The 19,667-nt window shown below is 48.0% G+C and carries 19 protein-coding genes; 11 read left to right on the top strand and 8 right to left on the bottom strand.

Going from position 1 to position 19,667, the window contains the following annotated elements:
* Positions 1-132: 132 nt before the first annotated feature.
* The 8 genes from IEW88_RS13020 to IEW88_RS12985 form a co-directional block, all read right to left on the bottom strand.
* Positions 133-789: a CoA transferase subunit B gene (locus IEW88_RS13020; RefSeq protein WP_053422764.1), complete on the bottom strand. Its 657-nt coding sequence runs from the start codon at positions 787-789 to the stop codon at positions 133-135.
* Positions 790-801: 12 nt separating this feature from the next.
* A complete protein-coding gene (locus IEW88_RS13015) occupies positions 802-1,503 on the bottom strand; it encodes a CoA transferase subunit A (RefSeq protein WP_147904325.1) in 702 nt (233 codons plus the stop codon).
* Positions 1,504-1,532: 29 nt separating this feature from the next.
* Positions 1,533-2,471, bottom strand: a complete 939-nt coding sequence (locus IEW88_RS13010) for a hydroxymethylglutaryl-CoA lyase (protein WP_147904324.1) — start codon at positions 2,469-2,471, stop codon at positions 1,533-1,535.
* A 21-nt stretch (positions 2,472-2,492) separates the two neighbouring features.
* Positions 2,493-4,469, bottom strand: coding sequence for an acetyl-CoA carboxylase biotin carboxylase subunit (locus tag IEW88_RS13005; protein WP_147904323.1), 1,977 nt, complete (start codon positions 4,467-4,469; stop codon positions 2,493-2,495).
* Between the two features lie 14 nt (positions 4,470-4,483).
* Positions 4,484-5,281, bottom strand: coding sequence for an enoyl-CoA hydratase-related protein (locus tag IEW88_RS13000; protein ID WP_147904322.1), 798 nt, complete (start codon positions 5,279-5,281; stop codon positions 4,484-4,486).
* Positions 5,282-5,298: 17 nt separating this feature from the next.
* Entirely contained in the window at positions 5,299-6,906 is a 1,608-nt protein-coding gene (locus IEW88_RS12995; protein ID WP_147904321.1) for a carboxyl transferase domain-containing protein, read from the bottom strand.
* An 86-nt stretch (positions 6,907-6,992) separates the two neighbouring features.
* The gene (locus IEW88_RS12990) at positions 6,993-8,162 is read right to left on the bottom strand and encodes an isovaleryl-CoA dehydrogenase (protein ID WP_147904320.1); all 1,170 of its coding nucleotides are present in this window, start codon (positions 8,160-8,162) and stop codon (positions 6,993-6,995) included.
* Positions 8,163-8,339: 177 nt separating this feature from the next.
* On the bottom strand, positions 8,340-8,771 hold the full coding sequence (locus tag IEW88_RS12985) for a MerR family transcriptional regulator (protein WP_286049374.1): 432 nt from the start codon (positions 8,769-8,771) through the stop codon (positions 8,340-8,342).
* 268 nt (positions 8,772-9,039) lie between these two features.
* On the opposite strand from IEW88_RS12985, the gene IEW88_RS12980 reads away from it, so the two are divergent.
* The 11 genes from IEW88_RS12980 to IEW88_RS12930 all read left to right on the top strand — a co-directional run bounded on the left by IEW88_RS12980 (position 9,040) and on the right by IEW88_RS12930 (position 19,653).
* Positions 9,040-10,224, top strand: coding sequence for a thiolase family protein (locus IEW88_RS12980; protein ID WP_147904319.1), 1,185 nt, complete (start codon positions 9,040-9,042; stop codon positions 10,222-10,224).
* A 232-nt stretch (positions 10,225-10,456) separates the two neighbouring features.
* A complete protein-coding gene (locus IEW88_RS12975; protein ID WP_147904318.1) occupies positions 10,457-11,953 on the top strand; it encodes a CoA-acylating methylmalonate-semialdehyde dehydrogenase in 1,497 nt (498 codons plus the stop codon).
* 164 nt (positions 11,954-12,117) lie between these two features.
* Positions 12,118-13,275 carry an acyl-CoA dehydrogenase family protein gene (locus IEW88_RS12970; RefSeq protein ID WP_147904317.1) on the top strand — a complete coding sequence of 386 codons (1,158 nt, stop codon included), beginning with the start codon at positions 12,118-12,120 and terminating at the stop codon, positions 13,273-13,275.
* Between the two features lie 104 nt (positions 13,276-13,379).
* On the top strand, positions 13,380-14,153 hold the full coding sequence (locus tag IEW88_RS12965) for an enoyl-CoA hydratase (protein WP_147904316.1): 774 nt from the start codon (positions 13,380-13,382) through the stop codon (positions 14,151-14,153).
* 10 nt (positions 14,154-14,163) lie between these two features.
* Positions 14,164-15,315, top strand: coding sequence for an enoyl-CoA hydratase/isomerase family protein (locus IEW88_RS12960; protein WP_147904315.1), 1,152 nt, complete (start codon positions 14,164-14,166; stop codon positions 15,313-15,315).
* A gap of 1 nt (position 15,316) precedes the next feature.
* On the top strand, positions 15,317-16,207 hold the full coding sequence (mmsB, locus tag IEW88_RS12955; RefSeq protein WP_147904314.1) for a 3-hydroxyisobutyrate dehydrogenase: 891 nt from the start codon (positions 15,317-15,319) through the stop codon (positions 16,205-16,207).
* Between the two features lie 56 nt (positions 16,208-16,263).
* A complete protein-coding gene (locus IEW88_RS12950; RefSeq protein WP_147904313.1) occupies positions 16,264-17,025 on the top strand; it encodes an SDR family oxidoreductase in 762 nt (253 codons plus the stop codon).
* A gap of 60 nt (positions 17,026-17,085) precedes the next feature.
* Positions 17,086-17,511, top strand: coding sequence for a hypothetical protein (locus IEW88_RS12945; RefSeq protein ID WP_221411420.1), 426 nt, complete (start codon positions 17,086-17,088; stop codon positions 17,509-17,511).
* Positions 17,508-18,035, top strand: a complete 528-nt coding sequence (locus tag IEW88_RS12940) for a GNAT family N-acetyltransferase (RefSeq protein WP_147904312.1) — start codon at positions 17,508-17,510, stop codon at positions 18,033-18,035. The genes IEW88_RS12945 and IEW88_RS12940 overlap by 4 nt, the downstream gene beginning before the upstream one ends.
* A 24-nt stretch (positions 18,036-18,059) precedes the next feature.
* Positions 18,060-18,935, top strand: a complete 876-nt coding sequence (locus IEW88_RS12935; RefSeq protein WP_221411419.1) for a sterol desaturase family protein — start codon at positions 18,060-18,062, stop codon at positions 18,933-18,935.
* Complete coding sequence (locus tag IEW88_RS12930) at positions 18,928-19,653, top strand: polysaccharide deacetylase family protein (protein ID WP_147904311.1); 726 nt, start codon at positions 18,928-18,930, stop codon at positions 19,651-19,653. Before IEW88_RS12935 ends, IEW88_RS12930 begins: the two co-directional genes overlap by 8 nt.
* Positions 19,654-19,667 lie beyond the last annotated feature (14 nt).

Genomic DNA, 19,667 nt, shown 5'->3' with positions numbered 1-19,667 from the left:
ATCGAACGGTTCAGACAGCATACTGCTGAGTATGCTGTCCGGTGGGCTGCTTAATGAAAAATTCGTGGGGATCCCTCAGGGTCAGATCACATTGTTAACTGTTAACAATGTGATCTGACCCCAATTTACAAATCAGAATTGCATTTCTGGAATATCACCAGAGATCACTAACTTACCCGCAGTCTTTTGCTGAATTTCTTCTACGCTGATGCCAGGTGCACGTTCCAGTAAATGGAAAGCGCCGTCCCGAACTTCCAGCACTGCTAAATCTGTCACTATCTTTTTCACACAGTTCACGCCCGTCAAAGGCAAAGTACAGCTCTCCAGTAACTTGGAGCTGCCGTATTTGTCAGCATGCGTCATAGTGACAATGATATTTTGTGCACCAGCTACTAAATCCATAGCGCCGCCCATGCCTTTGACCAATTTACCCGGGATCATCCAACTGGCAATATTTCCGTTTTGATCCACTTCAAAAGCGCCCAGTACTGTTAAATCCACATGGCCGCCGCGGATCATGGCAAAGCTTTCAGCTGAGCTGAAAATGGCAGCGCCTTTAATGGCGGTGACTGTTTCTTTACCGGCGTTGATCATATCGGCATCCAGTTCAGCTTCAGTTGGGTAGGGGCCCATACCTAATAAACCGTTTTCCGATTGCAGCATCACTTCAATACCTGCAGGCACATAGTTGGCCACTAAGGTGGGAATACCTATGCCTAAATTGACGTAATAGCCGTCCTGTAATTCCTGAGCCACCCGCATAGCGACTTGTTCACGTGATAATGCCATTTGCTGTGCTCCTTAAGCCTGACGGACCATACGACGTTCAATGCGTTTTTCAAAGCTTGCTTTGATCACACGTTGCACATAAATACCTGGTGTATGAATTTGACTTGGCTCCAACTCACCCGGCTCAACGATTTCTTCCACTTCAGCCACAGTAATTTTGCCTGCAGTGGCCGCCATAGGGTTGAAGTTCATGGAGGTATGACGGAACACCAGATTGCCGTAACGGTCTGCTTTCCAGGCCCGCACTATGGCAAAGTCACCGGTAATCGCTTCTTCCAGCACATAATGGCGGCCATTAATTTCACGAGTTTCTTTACCTTCAGCCACAGGAGTACCGTAACCAGTCGCAGTGAAAAAAGCTGGAATACCGGCACCACCAGCGCGGATCTTTTCAGCCAGCGTGCCTTGAGGTGTTAACACCACTTCGAGTTCACCTGATAACAACTGCTTTTCAAACAAGGCGTTTTCGCCAACATAAGAAGCGACCATTTTTTTGATTTGGCGGTCTTCTAATAAAACACCTAAACCAAAACCATCGACACCACAGTTGTTAGAAACCACTGTTAAATCACGGGTGCCCATTTTTTTGATCTGAGCAATCAGGCCTTCCGGAATACCACATAAACCAAAACCACCAGCTATCACTGTCATGCCATCGGTCAGGCCTGCCAGCGCTTCTTCGTAGCTGGTCACAACTTTATTAAACCCTGCCATTTTGTATCCTTAAAAGATGCTATCAATCATTAATTCTGCTGGCATTTGGCCTTAAGCGCCAATCCTACTTTAGAACTAGGAGCTTTCCCCAGCTGCTCGCTGATAAACCAGCCAATAGGGGCCAGCCGTTGTAAATCAACACCAGTCGTTATGCCAAGGCCGTTTAGCAAATACACTACTTCTTCAGTGGCAACATTGCCTGACGCACCGGCAGCGTAAGGACAGCCGCCTAAACCTGCGACTGAGCTGTCCACCACAGCTATACCACGTTGTAGCGCCGCGTAAATATTACTTAACGCCTGGCCATAGGTATCGTGAAAATGCACAGCCAGTTGGGCCACTGGGACAACTTCAAGCACAGCGTCCAGCATGGCATTGACTTTAGCTGGTGTGCCAACGCCTATGGTGTCGCCTAACGAAATTTCGTAGCAGCCCATATCGAGTAAAGCTTTAGCAACCCGTGCTACTTCACAGGGTTCAACGTCGCCCTGATAAGGGCAGCCGACCACACAAGAGACATAACCCCGCACTTGAATGCCATCCAGTTTGGCTTGCGCCATCACAGGGGCAAAACGCTCAAGGCTTTCGGCGATGCTGCAGTTGATATTTTTTTGGGTAAAAGCCTCTGAAGCAGCGCCAAATACCGCAACTTCAGTAGCTCCTGCAGCTTTGGCTGCTTCATAACCTTGCAGATTAGGGGTCAAAGCTGTGTACTGAATACCTGCTGTACGGCTGATTTGTGCAAATACAGCAGCAGAATCAGCCATTTGGGGTACCCACTTTGGCGAGACAAAAGCGCCGGTTTCAATGGTGCGCAAGCCAGTTTCTGCTAAACGGTTGACCAACTCGACTTTGGCCTCCAGCGACACGGCTTTTTCATTTTGCAGACCATCGCGTGGGCCTACTTCAACAAGTCGCACGGCTTTGGGCAAACCAGCTGCGTGTTGTGGGTTTAATGTCAGTGACATAAAAATCTCCAAATGGGCCTGTTAGTCAGCTGGGGTAAAATCCAGCAGCTGAGCGCCGTCTTTCACCAGATCTCCAGCGGCATAAAACAGCTGATTGACCACACCATCTTTCGGCGCTTTGATGCTGTATTCCATTTTCATTGCTTCCATCACCAACAGCGTCTGGCCCGCACTGACTTGCGCACCTTTTTCCACCATCACAGCGACAATAGTGCCGTTCATAGGTGCCGTCAGGCTGCCTGCAGCTGCGCTGTCGTCGACTTGCGTTTGCACTTGGGTCTGGTAAATAAAGTCATACCGTTGGTGTTTGATAAACACCGATACGATGTTCTGATACTGGCTGACCCGCACTTTGAGCTGATGGCCATTTAAATTGGCTTGCAGTTCATCGCTTTGTAAGCTGGCTGTAGCAGGGGTGGTGACGCCTTGTTGCGTTAAGCTAAGCTGTTTACCTTCAGAGCTGATGCTGACCAGACGGGTTTCCTCCTGATATATCAGCGGGAAAGACACAGTTGGAACTTCATTTAAACGCCAGCCTGAACACAAAGCCCATGGGCTTTGGTCGTCTTGCTTGTCTGAACGCTCTTTCAGTAACAGATACAAGGCCGCCAATAAGCTGGCTTGTTCGGTTTCAGACTGACCTGGTGCAAACAAGGATTCTTTATGCCGTTCAATAAAATGCGTATCCAGCTCTGCTTTGGCAAAAGCAGGTTGCTCCACCAAACGGGTTAAGAAATTCAGGTTGTTTTTTACACCGGCAATACGGTAATCATCTAAAGCTCGCAACATACGTGCTATGGCGCGATCACGGTTTTCGTCCCAAACGATGAGCTTAGCAATCATAGGATCGTAAAATGGTGAGACTTCGTCGCTTTCGACCACGCCTGTGTCCACCCGCACATAACGGCTCTCTTCAGGCTGGCGTAGATAAGTCAGTTTGCCGGTGGCTGGCAGGAAATCGTGATCCGGATCTTCAGCATAAACCCGTACCTCAATGGCGTGGCCATCAATAGTGATTTGATCCTGAGTTAAAGGCAGAGGCTGACCGCTGGCGACCAACAGCTGCCATTTCACCAAATCCTGACCTGTGATCATTTCAGTGACCGGATGTTCTACCTGCAGACGGGTATTCATTTCCATAAAATAGAAAGAGCCGTCTTCATCAAATAAGAATTCAACAGTACCAGCGCCCTGATACGCAATAGCTTTGGCTGCTTTGACTGCAGCTTCGCCCATGGCTTTGCGCTGCTCTGCGCTGAAATGTGGTGCTGGTGCTTCTTCAATGACTTTTTGGTGACGGCGCTGAATAGAGCAGTCCCGCTCAGCTAAATAGACTGCATTACCAAAACTGTCGGCAAAGACCTGAATTTCAACATGACGGGGTTTGGTCAGGTAACGTTCCATCAGCACTTTGTCATTGCCAAAGCCGTTTAAGGCTTCACGTTTGGCGCCAGCCAAAGCTTCAGCAAATTCGCCGCTGTTCCAGACCACACGCATGCCTTTACCACCACCGCCGTAGGCGGCTTTGAGTAGCAGTGGGTAGCCCACCAGATCAGCTTGTTGTTGTAAGAAGGCCGGGTCCTGATTATCCCCATGATAACCCGGTACTAAAGGCACACCGGCTTGGGTCATAATCTCTTTGGCGGCGCTTTTACTGCCCATAGCCGCAATGGCAGGTACTGGTGGGCCAATAAAAACCACACCTGCTTTAGCGCAGGCCTCTGCAAATCCTTCGTTTTCAGATAAAAAACCATAACCTGGGTGCACAGCTTCGGCGCCACTTAATTTGGCGATTTCTAAAATCTTGTCTGCCCGTAAATAAGATTCTTTACTGGGTGCAGGGCCCAATAAGAACGCTTCATCGGCCATATGCACATGGCGGGCATTGGCGTCAGCTTCTGAATAGACAGCGACACAACGAATACCCAGTTTATGGGCGGTTTCTATCACTCGGCAGGCGATTTCGCCCCGGTTGGCGATCAAAATTTTGCGAAACATCAGTCTGTTTTTCCTTATTCTGACCGGATCCAGGCCGGAGTACGTTTTTGTAAAAAGGCGGTTAAGCCTTCCTGACCTTCATTTGATACCCGAATGGCGGCAATGCGAGCTGAAGTGCTGTCAATCAATTGCTGATTAATAGGCTGATGATTCACCGCTGCCATCAGTTCTTTGGCACAGCGCAATGCTGCTGGGCTGTTATTCAGCAAAGTGCCAACAAAATGTTCCGCTGCACCACTCAGACCCCCAGCGTCCACTAATTGATGCACTAAACCTAAATTCAGCGCAGTAGATGCATCAAAACGTTCTGCCGTTAAGAAATAACGGCGGCTGGCACGTTCGCCAATAGCACGCATCACATAAGGACTGATCACCGCTGGTATTAAGCCAATTTTTACTTCGCTTAAACAAAAGCTGGCGCCTTGTTCGGCAAGTGCTATATCGCAGCAGGAGACTAAACCCAAAGCGCCACCAAAAGCTGCGCCTTGCACCAGTGCAATAGTGGGGGCAGGGAAAGTATCTAACTGGCGCATCAACTCTGCGAGTTGACCTGCATCTGCTAAGTTCTGCTGGTAGTTTTTCTCTGCCATAGAGCGCATCCAGTTCAGATCTGCACCTGCACTGAAGTTTTTACCCATGGATTTGAGCAGCAGTACCCGCACTGCAGGGTTCGAAGCCAGGCTTTTTAAGGCGTTGATTAATTCGCCAATCATACTGTCGTCAAAGGCGTTATGCACTTCAGCGCGGTTCAGCACCAGCTCTGCGACACCAGCTGCATTTAACGAGGTCGTAATAGTTTTATAGTTTTGCATTTTTTACTCCCTTGCTCTTACATCCGGAATACGCCAAATTTGGATTCGGCGACAGGCGCATTCAGCGCTGCACTCAGCGCCAGACCCACCACCATACGGGTTTGTGCCGGATCGATAATGCCGTCATCCCACAAACGCGCACTGGCGTAATAGGGGTGACCTTGTTGCTCGTACTGCGCGACAATAGGCTGACGTATGGCTTGTTCAGCTTCGGCTGTTAAGCTTTCGCCTTTACGGGCTAAGGCATCTTTGGTTACAGTCGCCATCACACCTGCGGCTTGCTCTCCACCCATCACCGAAATACGGGCGTTGGGCCACATCCACATCATGGTTGGGTCATAAGCCCGGCCACACATACCATAGTTGCCTGCGCCATAAGAGCCACCAATCAGCACGGTAAATTTCGGTACATTGGCACAAGACACGGCCATCACCATTTTGGCTCCGTGTTTGGCGATACCTTCGGCTTCGTATTTTTTACCTACCATAAAGCCGGTGATGTTTTGCAGAAATAAAAGTGGAATTTTGCGCTGGGCACAGAGCTCAATAAAGTGGGCGCCTTTTTGCGCTGACTCAGAAAACAGAATGCCGTTATTGGCGACTATGCCAATAGGCTGACCGAAAATTCGGGCAAAACCACAGACTAAGGTAGCGCCATAAAACTGTTTGAATTCATCAAAATCAGAGGCATCAACAAGTCGGGCTATCACTTCACGTACATCAAAAGGTTTTTTCAGATCGGTGCCGACTATGCCGTATAGCTCGCTGGCATCATAAAGTGGGGCTTCAACAGGGCGCACATCGCCTTGTACTGGTTTTTGATGATTCAGCCGACTGACAGCATTACGCGCCAGTTGTAGCGCATGTTCATCGTTCAGTGCATAGTGATCGGCCACACCTGAGATTTTGCAGTGCACATCAGCACCACCTAACTCTTCTGCTGTGACTTCTTCGCCTGTGGCTGCTTTGACCAGTGGCGGGCCTGCTAAAAAGATAGTGCCCTGATCTTTGACGATAATACTTTCATCGGCCATAGCAGGTACATAAGCACCACCAGCAGTACATAAGCCCATCACCACCGCAATTTGTGGAATACCTTTGGCTGACATACGCGCCTGATTAAAGAAAATCCGCCCAAAGTGCAGTTTGTCAGGGAATACATCGTCCTGACGGGGCAGGTTAGCGCCACCTGAGTCGACCAGATAAATACAAGGCAGATTACAGGTTTCGGCAATTTCCTGAGCCCGTAAGTGTTTTTTCACGGTAAGCGGATAATAAGTACCACCTTTGACCGTCGCATCGTTGGCCACAATCATGCATTCGACACCATTGACCCGGCCTATGCCTGCAACTACACCAGCAGCGGGCACATAGTCGTCATAACATTGCCAGCCGGCAAATTGACCGACTTCCAAAAAGGGGGAGCCCGGGTCTAACAGTTTTTGAATGCGATCACGCACAAACAGCTTACCGCGTGAGGTATGGCGGGCAATTAAAGCTTCACCGCCGCCTAATTTGATCTGTTGTACTTTTTGCTCTAAATCATCCACCAAGAGCTGCATCGCCTCTGCATTCTGGATAAATTCGTCACTGCGTGGATTAATTTTGCTATTCAGTCTGGCCACGTTCACCACCTTTGGCTACAGGGTCTAGGAAAAGCCGGACAGGAGTCCGGCTTACTTTATTGGTTATGAGTCTGCATCGGTCGCGTTTAGTTCGATTCGTTAAATAACTCGCGACCAATCAGCATACGGCGAATTTCTGAGGTGCCAGCACCGATTTCGTACAGCTTGGCATCGCGTAATAAACGCCCTGTAGGGTATTCGTTGATATAACCATTACCGCCTAACAACTGGATGGCGTCCAATGCCATTTGAGTGGCCAGCTCAGCGCTGTATAAAATCGCGCCGGCAGCATCTTTACGGGTGGTTTCACCGCGGTCACAGGCTTTGGCTACAGTGTAGACATAAGCGCGGGCCGCATTCATTTTGGTGTACATGTCGGCTAACTTGCCCTGCACCAGTTGGAATTCACCAATAGACTGGCCAAACTGTTTGCGGTCGTGGATATAAGGCACTACGACATCCATACAGGCTTGCATAATGCCAAGCGGACCGCCGGATAACACCACACGCTCATAGTCCAGACCTGACATCAACACGCGAGCGCCTGTGCCTATGCTGCCTAATACGTTTTCTTCCGGCACTTCACAGTCTTCAAATACCAGCTCACAGGTGTTTGAGCCGCGCATACCCAGCTTGTCGAGTTTTTGTGCCTGACTGAAGCCTTTAAAACCACGTTCAACAATAAAAGCGGTCATGCCTTTAGAACCGGCATTAATATCTGTTTTGGCGTAAATCACATAGGTATGGGCGTCAGGGCCGTTGGTGATCCACATTTTGTTGCCGTTTAAAATATAACGGTCACCTTGTTTGTCGGCGCGTAATTTCATTGAGACTACATCTGAACCCGCGTTAGGCTCAGACATCGCCAGAGCGCCAATATGTTCACCAGAACATAACTTGGGCAGGTACTTTTGTTTTTGCGCTTCGTTGCCGTTACGGGCAATCTGATTAACACATAAGTTGGAATGCGCACCGTAAGATAAAGCCACTGAAGCAGAAGCACGGCTGATTTCTTCCATCGCCACCACATGTTCCAGATAACCTAAGCCTGAACCACCGTATTGCTCGTCGACCGTGATGCCTAATAAACCCAGGTCGCCAAATTTACGCCATAAGTCATTCGGGAATTCATTGTCATGGTCTATTTGTGCAGCGCGTGGCGCTATTTCATCACGAGCAAAGCTGTTGACCTGTTCACGGATCATATCGACGGTTTCGCCCAGATCGTAATTTAATGTTTTGTATGTGCTAATCATGACTCTTGATCCCCGTTTTTCCCTTCGTATTTGACGCCGCAGCGTTGTTGACTGCGCTCTCTCGCCCCAATCACATAGGACAACTATGTGATTGGGGTCTCGCTCACTTGTCGCCTAACTGCAACGCCAACTACTTTGGGAACTGTTTGATTTGATTTTGTTTAAATGTATTTTTAATTAATTCGGTTCTTTGACTTGCTTGGCCTGATCCAGAGTTTCACGGCAGCGTTTTTCGACTGTCACTAACTCCATCAACACCACTTTAATGTCATCCATCTGCTGGTGCAGCTCAGCTTTTTTATGTTCGATCAGTTTCAGCATGGTGCTCAATTGAGTCACGCTACTTTTATCTGCATCGTACAGCTCAAATAACTGACCTGTTTCTGACAAGCTAAAGCCCAGTCGCTTGCCACGCAAAATAAGTTTTAGTCGCACTCTGTCTCTGCGGCTGTAAATACGGGTTTGACCCTGCCGTAACGGTGTTAATAAGCCCTGGTCTTCGTAAAAACGAATACTACGGGTGGTGATATCAAACTCTTTTGCCAGCTCGCTGATGCTGTAGGTTTTGTCGTCTTTTTCTATCATTTGGGCTGTCGCTTGAACGGTCATAGTGGCCTTCCGGTAAAGTGGCGACAACTATAAGTGAAGTTTACGTAAAGGTAAAGCTGTGTTGGCGTCAAATAAGGGCTGGCGGCAGGTTGGACTAGCGCTTTGTAAAGTTAAGGTGCCAAAAGACGGCTACAGAGCGTGTATTTTTCTGAACCTTTCACTGGTCATAGGACCATAGTGTTAGGTGGTTGACGTTGGCGTAAACGTAAATTTGGTGTAGTGTGTGGCCCAACTTTTCATCATGCTTCTGAACGACGGAGAAATGAACATGGCGCAGCTCGAAAAAATTGCCATAGTGGCAGCCAAAAGAACGGCAATGGGTGGATTTTTAGGTGGCTTATCTGACGTCAGCAGCACGGATTTAGGCGCACAAGCTATTAAAGCGGCATTAGAGCAAGCTGCTATTGATGGCTCCACGGTTAGCGAAGTCATTATGGGTTGTGTTTTACCTGCTGGTTTAGGCCAGGCTCCGGCTCGTCAGGCGACGTTAAAAGCAGGTTTACCTTTATCTGCCGGTGCGACCACTATTAATAAAGTCTGTGGCTCAGGTTTAAAATCTGTGATGTTAGCGACCGATTTACTGCGTGCCGGTTCTGCTGAAGTCGTAGTGGCAGGTGGCATGGAGTCGATGTCAAACGCTCCTTATATTCTGCCAAAAGCTCGTGCCGGTATGCGCATGGGCCATGCTGAAGTGAAAGATCATATGATGCTGGATGGTCTGGAAAACGCTTACGATGGCAAAGCCATGGGCTGTTTTGCCCAGAAAACGGCTGACGAGCATGATTTCAGCCGCGCTCAGATGGACGACTACGCTGTGTTGTCTTTAACACGTGCGCAGCAAGCGATAAGCTCTGGCGCTTTTGTTGAAGAAATCACTCCTGTGACTTTCCAGACTCGTAAAGGCGAAGTGACCTTTGCCACAGATGAGCAACCTGGCAATGCCAAAGTCGACAAAATTCCTACACTAAAACCAGCTTTCGCTAAAGATGGCACTATCACCGCGGCTAACTCCAGTTCTATTTCTGATGGCGCTGCAGCTTTAGTCTTGATGCGTGCAGAGGATGCCAAAGCGCAAAACAAAACTGTATTGGCCCATGTAGTTGGCCATGCCACGCATTCGCAGGAACCAGAGCTTTTCACTGTTGCGCCAGTGGGGGCTGTGACTAAGCTGTTAGCCAAATTAGGCTGGACAACTTCCGATGTGGACCTATGGGAAATTAACGAAGCTTTTGCCATGGTGACTATGCTGGCGATTAAAGAGCTGAAGCTGGATGTCAACAAAGTCAACGTCAACGGTGGCGCTTGTGCTCTGGGTCATCCTATAGGTGCTTCAGGTGCCCGTATTCTGGTGACTTTAATTCATGCCTTAAAAGCACGTGGCTTAAAACGTGGTATCGCTACTTTATGTATAGGCGGTGGCGAAGCTGTGGCTTTAGCGGTAGAGCTGTCGTAATAAATAAAAAAGGCGCGGTAAAAACTGCGCCTTTTGCTTTAAAAATTTAATAAAAAATATATTCAAATCAACAGGTTTAATTTATCAACAAATAGCCAAAGTAGTTGGTGTTGCAGCAAGGCGGCAAGCGGGCGAGACCCCAGGAGCATAGCTGTCTATGTGACTGGGGCGAGAAGCGAAGTCAAGGCCGCTGCAGCGTCAAGTACGAAGGCTATAAAGGGGAGACGCGTTAATGGCCCATCAGGTTCAGTTATTTATCAACGGTGAATTTGTCCCGTCCAAGTCCGAACGTTTTATTCCGGTGACAGATCCTGCCACTCAGGACGTGATAGCTCAGGTGCCTTGCACTACAGCAGAAGAAATGGCTTTTGCCATTGCTTCAGCCAAAGAAGCCTTTAAAAGCTGGAAAGAAGTGCCGGTGTCAGAACGTGCCCGTTTAATGATGCGTTTTGCGCATTTATTAAAAGAACATCAGGCTGAAATTGCCGACATTATTTGCCGTGAATTAGGCAAAACAGTGGAAGATGCCAAAGGCGATGTCTGGCGTGGTATTGAAGTGGTTGAACAAGCCGCTAATATTCCTTCGTTAATGATGGGCGAGACAGTTGAAAACGTAGCGCGCAGCATCGATACCTACAGTTATATTCAGCCTTTAGGGGTTTGTGCTGGTATTACGCCATTTAACTTCCCGGCTATGATCCCGCTGTGGATGTTCCCAATGGCTATCGCCTGCGGTAACACTTTTATTCTAAAACCCTCTGAACAAGATCCAATGACAGTGAATAAAATCGCTGAGCTTTTTGCTTTAGCTGGCGCACCAGCTGGCGTGCTGCAGGTGGTGCATGGCAATAAAGAGCAGGTCGATGTGTTATTACGTCACCCGGACATCAAAGCTATTTCTTTTGTCGGTTCTGTCAATGTGGGTCAGTACATCTATAAAACGGGTACCGATCATTTAAAACGCGTACAGGCCTTTGCTGGTGCGAAAAACCATATGGTCATCATGCCAGATGCCAATAAACAGCAGGTAATTAATGCCTTAGTTGGTGCTTCAGTCGGAGCTGCAGGTCAGCGTTGTATGGCTATTTCTGTGGCTGTTTTTGTGGGTGATTCGCAGCAGTGGATCCCTGAAGTCGCAGCTGCTATCGCCAAAGTTCGCCCAGGTGTTTATACAGATCCTGAAGCGGCCTACGGTCCACAAATCAGCCCACAGGCGAAGGCTCGTATTTTGTCTTTAATCGAACAAGGCAAAGTGGAAGGCGCAACTTGTTTAGTCGATGGCTCGGACGTCAAAGTTGCTGGCTATCCAAATGGCAACTGGGTGGGTCCTACGGTATTTAGCGATGTCACACCTGATATGACGATTTACAAAGAAGAAATTTTTGGCCCTGTGCTGGCAACCGTCAATGCTGCTTCTTTGGATGAAGCTATTGAGCTTGTCAACAACAGCCCATACGGCAACGGTACTTCTATTTTTACCGCCAGTGGCGCTGCAGCGCGTAAATATCAGCATGAAATTGAAGTAGGTCAGGTCGGTATTAATATTCCAATTCCTGTGCCTCTGCCATTTTTCTCGTTCACCGGCTGGAAGGGTTCTTTCTACGGCGATCAACATGCTTATGGTAAACAAGCGGTACGTTTCTACACAGAAACTAAAACCATCACAGCCCGTTGGTTTGATGACTCTATTCCGGTGTCAGGCCCGAATATGTCAATTAACCTGCGTTAAGCAGTCTAAAAGCGTTCTGTTTTCAGGCTGAACGCTTTTTTAATATAAAAGCCTTAAGGCAAACAACCAAGCCAGATTAAATGCGTATAAACGCATGAAGACCAAAACAGCAGAGCTATCAAAGTGCATAGACACGGCTCTGCTGCCAACCTCAGGGTGATGTGATGAATTTTAATTTAACAGACGATCAAAAGGCCTTTGTTGAGGTCGCCAAACAATTCGCTGAACAAGAGCTGGCTCCACATGCTGCTCAGTGGGACCGGGATCATCATTTTCCAAAAGATGTGATCCAAAAAGCCGGTGAGTTAGGTTTTTGTTCTTTATACACGCCGGAAGAACAAGGTGGTATGGGCTTATCCCGTTTAGATTCGAGCATTATTTTTGAGCAGCTTTCGATGGGCTGTACTGCCACCACCGCCATGTTAACCATCCATAATATGGCCACCTGGATGATAGCAAGCTGGGGCACGGAAGATGCGAAAGCCCAGTGGTGCCCTGCGTTAGTCACAGGCGAAAAACTGGCTTCTTATTGTTTAACTGAACCCGGCTCTGGTTCAGATGCGGCCTCTTTACGCACCAGCGCTAAAAAAGACGGCGATCATTATGTGCTCAACGGCTCTAAGATGTTTATTTCCGGTGCTGGCGAAACTGAAGTCTTAGTGGTGATGGCGCGTACAGGTGAAGCCGGCCCTAAAGGTATCTCCGCTTTTATAGTACCAGCAGATGCACAAGGCGTGATTTATGGTAAAGCCGAAGAAAAAATGGGCTGGAACGCCCAGCCAACCCGTTTAATCACTTTTGACAATGTCCGTATTCCTGCTCATTACCTTTTGGGCAACGAAGGTGAAGGTTTTGGCTTTGCGATGAAAGGCTTAGACGGTGGTCGTATTAATATAGCCACTTGCTCTATAGGTACAGCACAACAAGCCTTAAACACAGCCCGTAACTATATGCTGGAACGTCAGCAGTTTGGTAAGCCCTTAGCTGCGTTTCAGGCCTTGCAGTTTAAACTGGCTGATATGGCAACAGAGTTAGTAGCGGCCCGTCAATTAGTACGTTTAGCAGCTTTTAAACTGGATGCAGACGATCCGGAAAAAACAGCCTACTGTGCTATGGCCAAACGTTTTGCCACAGATGTAGGTTTCCAGGTGTGTGATCAGGCGCTGCAATTACACGGTGGTTATGGTTATATCAAAGAATACCCGTTGGAGCGGCATTTCCGTGATGTACGTGTGCATCAGATTTTAGAAGGCACCAATGAAATTATGCGACTGATTATTGGTCGTCGGTTATTGGATGAAGCAGCAAGCGAGATCCTGTAACTTTATGCCCCCAAACAAAGCAGGTTTTTGGCCTGCTTTGTCTAATTTAAAGATTAAAGCTAACCGGTATTAGTTGATAAAAGACCGGTAAAAATGGAGATTTTATGGCACAACTCAAACTCGAAAAACGCGGCCATACCGCTTTAATTACCATGGCAAATCCTCCAGCCAATACCTGGACCAAAGAGACCTTGACGCAATTGCGTGATGCGGTGAAATCTTTGGAGCAGGATAAAACTATTTATGCCCTGGTGATCACAGGTGAAGGTGAAAAATTCTTCTCTGCTGGTGCTGATTTAAATCTGTTTGCCTCTGGTGACAAAGCTGTCGCTGCTGATATGTCCGCCATTTTTGGTGAAGCCTTTGAAACCTTAACTGCCTTTCGTGGCGTCTCTATTGCCGCCATTAATGGTTATGCCATGGGCGGTGGTCTTGAAGTCGCCTTAGCCTGTGATATCCGTATCGCTGAAACTCAGGCGCAAATGGCTTTACCTGAAGCCAAAGTCGGTTTATTACCTTGCGCAGGTGGTACTCAGAATCTGGCGATATTGGTTGGCGAAGGCTGGGCTAAACGTATGATCCTCTGTGGCGAACGTATTGGCGCCGACAAGGCCTTACAGATAGGTTTAGTCGAAGAAGTGGTAGGCACTGGCACGGCGCTGGAAGCCGCTTTACGGTTGGCTGATAAAGTAGCGGAGCAAAGCCCGCCTGCAGTGGCTGCCTGTAAGCAACTGATCCAAAAGGGGCGTAGTGCGCCTGTACAAAGTGCTTTGCCTTTAGAGCGTGAACTGTTTGTGAAGTTATTTGATACCAAAGATCAGGTGGAAGGGGTGCAGGCTTTTTTACAAAAACGTAAAGCCAGCTGGATTAACGGATAAGGTACAAAACATGACTGAAGCTACGAACCCGCAGGATGTTGTGCTGTTTGAAGAAATCGCCTGTGTCGGTGGCAAAATTATCGGTATCGCCACTTTAAACTCAGAAAAATCGCTGAATGCGTTGAGTTTGCCAATGGTCGAACTCTTGCTGCCACAAATGCAGCAATGGAAAAACGACCACAATATCGCTTTGGTTGTACTGCAGGGCGCTGGCGATAAAGCTTTTTGCGCTGGTGGTGATATCCGCGATTTGTATCAGGCGATGAAAGCAGCCCCAGATACTTATCAGCCTTATGTCGAAGATTTTTTCACCAAAGAATACACCCTTGATTATTTGATCCATACCTTTGACAAGCCTGTGCTGGTCTGGGGAAATGGCATAGTGATGGGCGGTGGTTTAGGCCTGATGGCAGGTGCGTCACATCGTATAGTCACAGCCAGCAGCCGTATTGCGATGCCAGAGATGGCCATAGGTTTATACCCAGATGTCGGTGGCAGCTGGTTTTTAAACCGTATGCCAGAAGGTTGCGGTTTATTCCTCGGTTTAACAGGTGCCTCCATCAATTCAGCTGATGCCAAATTGATTGATTTAGCCGATCATTTTTTAACTCATGATAAAAAAGCTACTGTGCTGGATAAATTAACTCAGGTGAAATGGGGCAATACCATAGCGCTGAATCATCAAAAGCTGACGGACTTATTACTCGGCATGGAAGACATGTGCCGCAGTCAAATGCCCCCAAGTCAAATCCGTTTGCATCAGGCGTCGATCAGCGCTGTAGGTCGTGCCACCTCGCTGCAACAGGCTGTGGAGCTGATTCTGGCTATGCCAAACGAAGATGCCTGGCTGACCAAAGCCAAGGCTTCGTTGCAGTACGGCAGCCCTATCACTGCTCACATTGTCTATCGGTTGTTAGAGCTTGGCCAAAGCAAAATACTGGCGGACTCGTTCCGGCTGGAGCTGGGCTTAAGTGTGCAGTGTGGCAAACTGGGCGAATTTACCGAGGGAGTCAGAGCGCTGCTGATAGATAAAGATCAAAAGCCAAACTGGCGTTATAAAACTGTGTCTGACGTGCCTGCTGATGTGATCAATCAGCTGTTTCATTCTCCATGGGCCGCGGACTTACATCCATTACAACATTTAGGTTCACTGGAGCATTAAGATGAGTACAGTTGCATTTATTGGTTTAGGCAATATGGGCGGCCCTATGGCCAGCAACCTGCTCAAAGCGGGTTTTAAAGTTCAGGCTTTTGATTTATCCGAAACTGCTTTAGCTCAGCTGGCAGCTGAGGGTGCTAAAGCCTGTACTTCTGCAGCAGAAGCGGCCACAGCTGCTGATTTTGTGATTTCCATGCTGCCAGCAGGTAAACATGTCGCTATGACCTATACAGGCGAAACAGGCATAGCTTCAGTTCTTCGCAAAGACGCACTAGTCATTGATTGCTCTACTATTGATGCGACCACGGCCCGTAAAGTGGGTGCAGAACTGGCAGCGCAGGGGATAGCTTTTATCGATGCCCCTGTCTCAGGCGGTGTTGGTGGTGCCAAAGCTGGTACCTTGACCTTTATCGTCGGTGGTTCAGAGCAAAACTTTAACCGTGCTCAGAGTGTGTTGTCTGCTATGGGCAAAAACCTGTTTCATGCCGGCGATGTAGGCGCAGGCCAGGTGGCGAAAATTTGCAACAATATGCTGTTGTCTATCTTAATGGTCGGCACCAGTGAAGCATTGCAACTGGGGATAGATAATGGTTTGGATCCCAAAGTGTTATCTGACATTATGCTGAAAAGCTCAGGCCGCAACTGGACTTTAGAGCTGTATAACCCATGTCCTGATGTGATGCCCAATGTACCGTCCAGCAATGGTTATCAGGGGGGCTTTATGGTGGATTTAATGGCAAAAGATTTGTCTTTAGCTACAGAAACCGCTTTATCCAGCCAGTCCAGTACACCTATGGGCACTTTAGCCCGTAGCCTTTATGTGGCGCATCAGCGTCAGGGCCACGGCAAAGAAGATTTCTCCGGTATTTTTCAGATGTTTGCCAAAAAGAACTAAGAGTTCTGAGGCGGACTGTTTATAGAGAGCATGCAGGTTTTGCAGGTAATAAGAAAATGAATTTAAAAGATAAAACAATAGTAGTGACAGGTGGTGCTCAGGGCCTGGGTTTAGAAATGGCCCGGATGTTGTCTGCTGAAGGTGCTCATTTAGCTTTGCTGGATATGAATGCAGAACAATTAAACGCAGCTCAGGCTGAGTTGTCGGCTACTGGTGTGACAGTGCGTACTTATGTCTGTAACGTCGCCAATGAAGAAAGTGTCGAAACGACTTTTGCCGCTATTGCAGCAGATTTTGGCACTATAGATGGCCTGATTAACAACGCTGGTATTTTGCGTGACGGTTTATTGCTGAAATTTAAAGACGGCGAACTGGTGAGTAAAATGTCGCATCAGCAGTTTCAGTCTGTGATTGACGTGAATTTAACTGGCGTGTTTTTGTGTGGCCGAGAAGCTGCGGCTTTAATGGTGAAATCAGGCCGCAAGGGCGTGATCATTAATATGTCGAGCGTAGCCCGCTCAGGCAATATGGGCCAAACCAACTATGCAGCCTCCAAAGCGGGTGTAGTGGCTATGACGGTAACCTGGGCTCGTGAGTTAGGCCGTTACGGTATTCGTGTCGGTGCTATAGCACCAGGTGTGATCCGCACTGCTATGACCGACGCGATGAAACCTGAAGCACGCGATCGTTTAGTCGCGATGAAACCGGTTGGGCGTTTAGGTGAGGCCACAGAAATCGCGCACACTGCGAAATACATCTTTGAAAATGACTTCTTTACCGGCCGTGTCGTTGAAGTGGATGGCGGTATTAGTATGTAACTTTATAAAGGCAGAGTGATAAACTCTGCCTTTATAAAATCTGGTTACAGGATCTCACCGATGAAACTTATTCTCCTGCCTTTGCTGCTTTTGGCCTCTGCTTTTATCTCTGCACAGCAACTGGATACCCCGAATTACACCGTTGAAATTCAGCAACTTTGCCCTGAAGGTGAAGTGCAGTGCCAACAGGTGCTTTACAAAGGCACTTCTAAAGTATCGGGTGCCAGCATCGAATTAAAAGGCACGGCCTGGCATAGTTTGTGTGCTGATGGCGTTACGCCCTGTCGTTTTTTAGGCTATCAGTTCAAGAATGGCCGTATCCGTTATCTGGTGCATGAGTCGGGTTTATTACAGGTGATCGGCCGTTCAGGCACAGTTTTAGTAGAAGAGCAGGGGGTCTGGGACTATCAACAAGACAGTCAACAAGGCACTCAACAAGAGCAGCCAAACCACAATACGAAACCAGAACCGAAGGCGAAAGCATGACACCGCTCGATGCTGGCACTTTACAACTGCGTTTGCTGACTGAAGCTGATTGGCCGTTATTCCTTGAGCTGCATCGCCATGAGCAAGTGCTGCAGTATGTGGCAGACCCTTTCTCTGAAGCACAAGTTCGTCAGCGCTTTGATGAACGGCTACAACCCTGGCAAGCCGGTGATTCACATTGGTTGAGTCTGGTGGTGGTCGAAAAGCAAAGTGGTGCTGCGACAGGTGTTTGTGGTTTTCACTGCCTGGATCTGGATGCTGATATGCCGTTAACCGCCGAAGTGGGTTATCTGTTTTTGCCGCAGTTTTTTGGCAAAGGTTATGCGACTTTGGCGTTAAAAACCTGCCTGGAGTATGGGGCTACACTGGGTATCAAGCAGTGGCAGGCTGTGGTCACCGAAGGCAATCTTGGCTCAGGTCGGGTGCTGGAAAAATGTGGTTTTCACCTGGTCGAACGTCAGCATAATGGTTATCAGATAGGTGATAAGTTTTTTGCAGATCTAATTTACAAAAAAACAGCTTAAAAATGACGGCACAGGAGTACCAGTGTGATCCCAGTTGAATTTATTTTGTTGCTACTGAGCCCGATTTTTTTCATCTTTATTGCTTTTGAATGGCTCCATAGCGAAAAACGTGGCAAGGCGTTGTACCAATGGCGCGATACAGCAGCTAACTTTGCTTTAGCCGCTTTGCATCAGGCCGGCGATTTTATTGCCTTGCTGGTGCTGTTGCCTTTGATGTTATGGTTATCGCAGTTTGCCTTGTTTTCTATTGAATTTTCCGCTCTGAATTTATTTTTGCTTTTTATCGCTCAGGACTTTTTGTACTACTGGTTTCACCGCTGCTCGCACAGAGTGCGCTGGTTATGGGCTTCTCATGTGGCGCATCATAGTTCGCGTTTAATGAATTTCAGCACAGCCTTTCGTCAATCCTTAACTTACCCTATTTCTGGCATGTGGTTATTCTGGTTGCCTCTGGTTTTACTGGGTTTTGAGGTGCAACTGGTGTTGGCTGTTGTGGCTATTAATTTAGCCTTTCAGTTTTTTGTCCACACCCAATCGGGTAAACACTGGGGCATTCTGGGCTTAGTGCTGAATACGCCTGCCTGGCATCGCGTGCACCATGCCTGCAATCCCCAGTATATAGACCGTAACTATGCCGGTGTTCTAATTATCTGGGACAGACTTTTTGGCACTTTTGTACCAGAATACGAAGCTTGTCGTTATGGTATCACCGACGATTTTCAGTCGAATAATCCCATCACTATTACGTTTTATGAATGGCGCAAAATAGTCTTGTTATGGCCACAGCTTAAAGGCTGGCGTAATAAACATAAACTGCTGTTTGGTCCACCAGAAGCCTTTTCTGAATTGTGTGTATCGAACAAGAAAAAACAGGGAAAGGAGTTGGAAGGTAGTGAATAAACTGGTGCTGAAGTTATTGGCGGTGGTGTTCGTTGTTTTCTTTGGTCTGTGGAAACTGTCTTCCAGCGTGAAGTTTCAGCTGTTTGGTGAGCTGATCTACCAAGTAGACACAGAACAAAAACTGGTGGCTTTAACTTTTGATGACGGCCCAACTCCACATCATACAGCCGGTGTTTTACAGCTTCTGGATTTGTATCAGGTCAAAGCCACCTTTTTTGTCACTGGCTCCGAGACTCAGCGTTATATGACGCAGGCGAAACAAATTGTCGCCGCAGGCCATCAGCTTGGCAATCACAGCTGGTCGCATCAGCGCATGCTCTTTATGTCGTTGGACGAGATTAACCGCGAAATTGAAGGCACAGATCAGCAAATCCGTGCCGCAGGTTATCAAGGCGAGATCCTATTCCGGCCGCCTTATGGTAAAAAGCTGGTGGTGCTGCCCTGGTTTCTGGCAAAGACCCACAGAACCAGTATTACCTGGGATATAGCGCCTGAGACCTTTGACGAGGACTCTGAAGATCCACAGACTATGGCAGCGCAAGTGTTAGAGCAGGTTCGGCCCGGTTCTATTGTGTTGCTGCATCTGATGTACAAGAACCGAGATGCTTCACGAGCGGCATTACCGCTGATTATCAAAGGCTTAAAACAGAAAGGTTATAAAATGGTCAGGGTGTCTGACTTGCTTGCTGCAGAAAAGCTGGCCGCAGTAGAACACTAATCAGGCAAACAGGG

It is taken from the genome of Rheinheimera tangshanensis (genome assembly GCF_014645135.1).
GTDB lineage: Bacteria > Pseudomonadota > Gammaproteobacteria > Enterobacterales > Alteromonadaceae > Pararheinheimera > Pararheinheimera tangshanensis.
The sequence above is the reverse complement of the archived record's forward strand: the minus strand, read 5'-3'. Positions and strand labels throughout refer to the sequence as shown.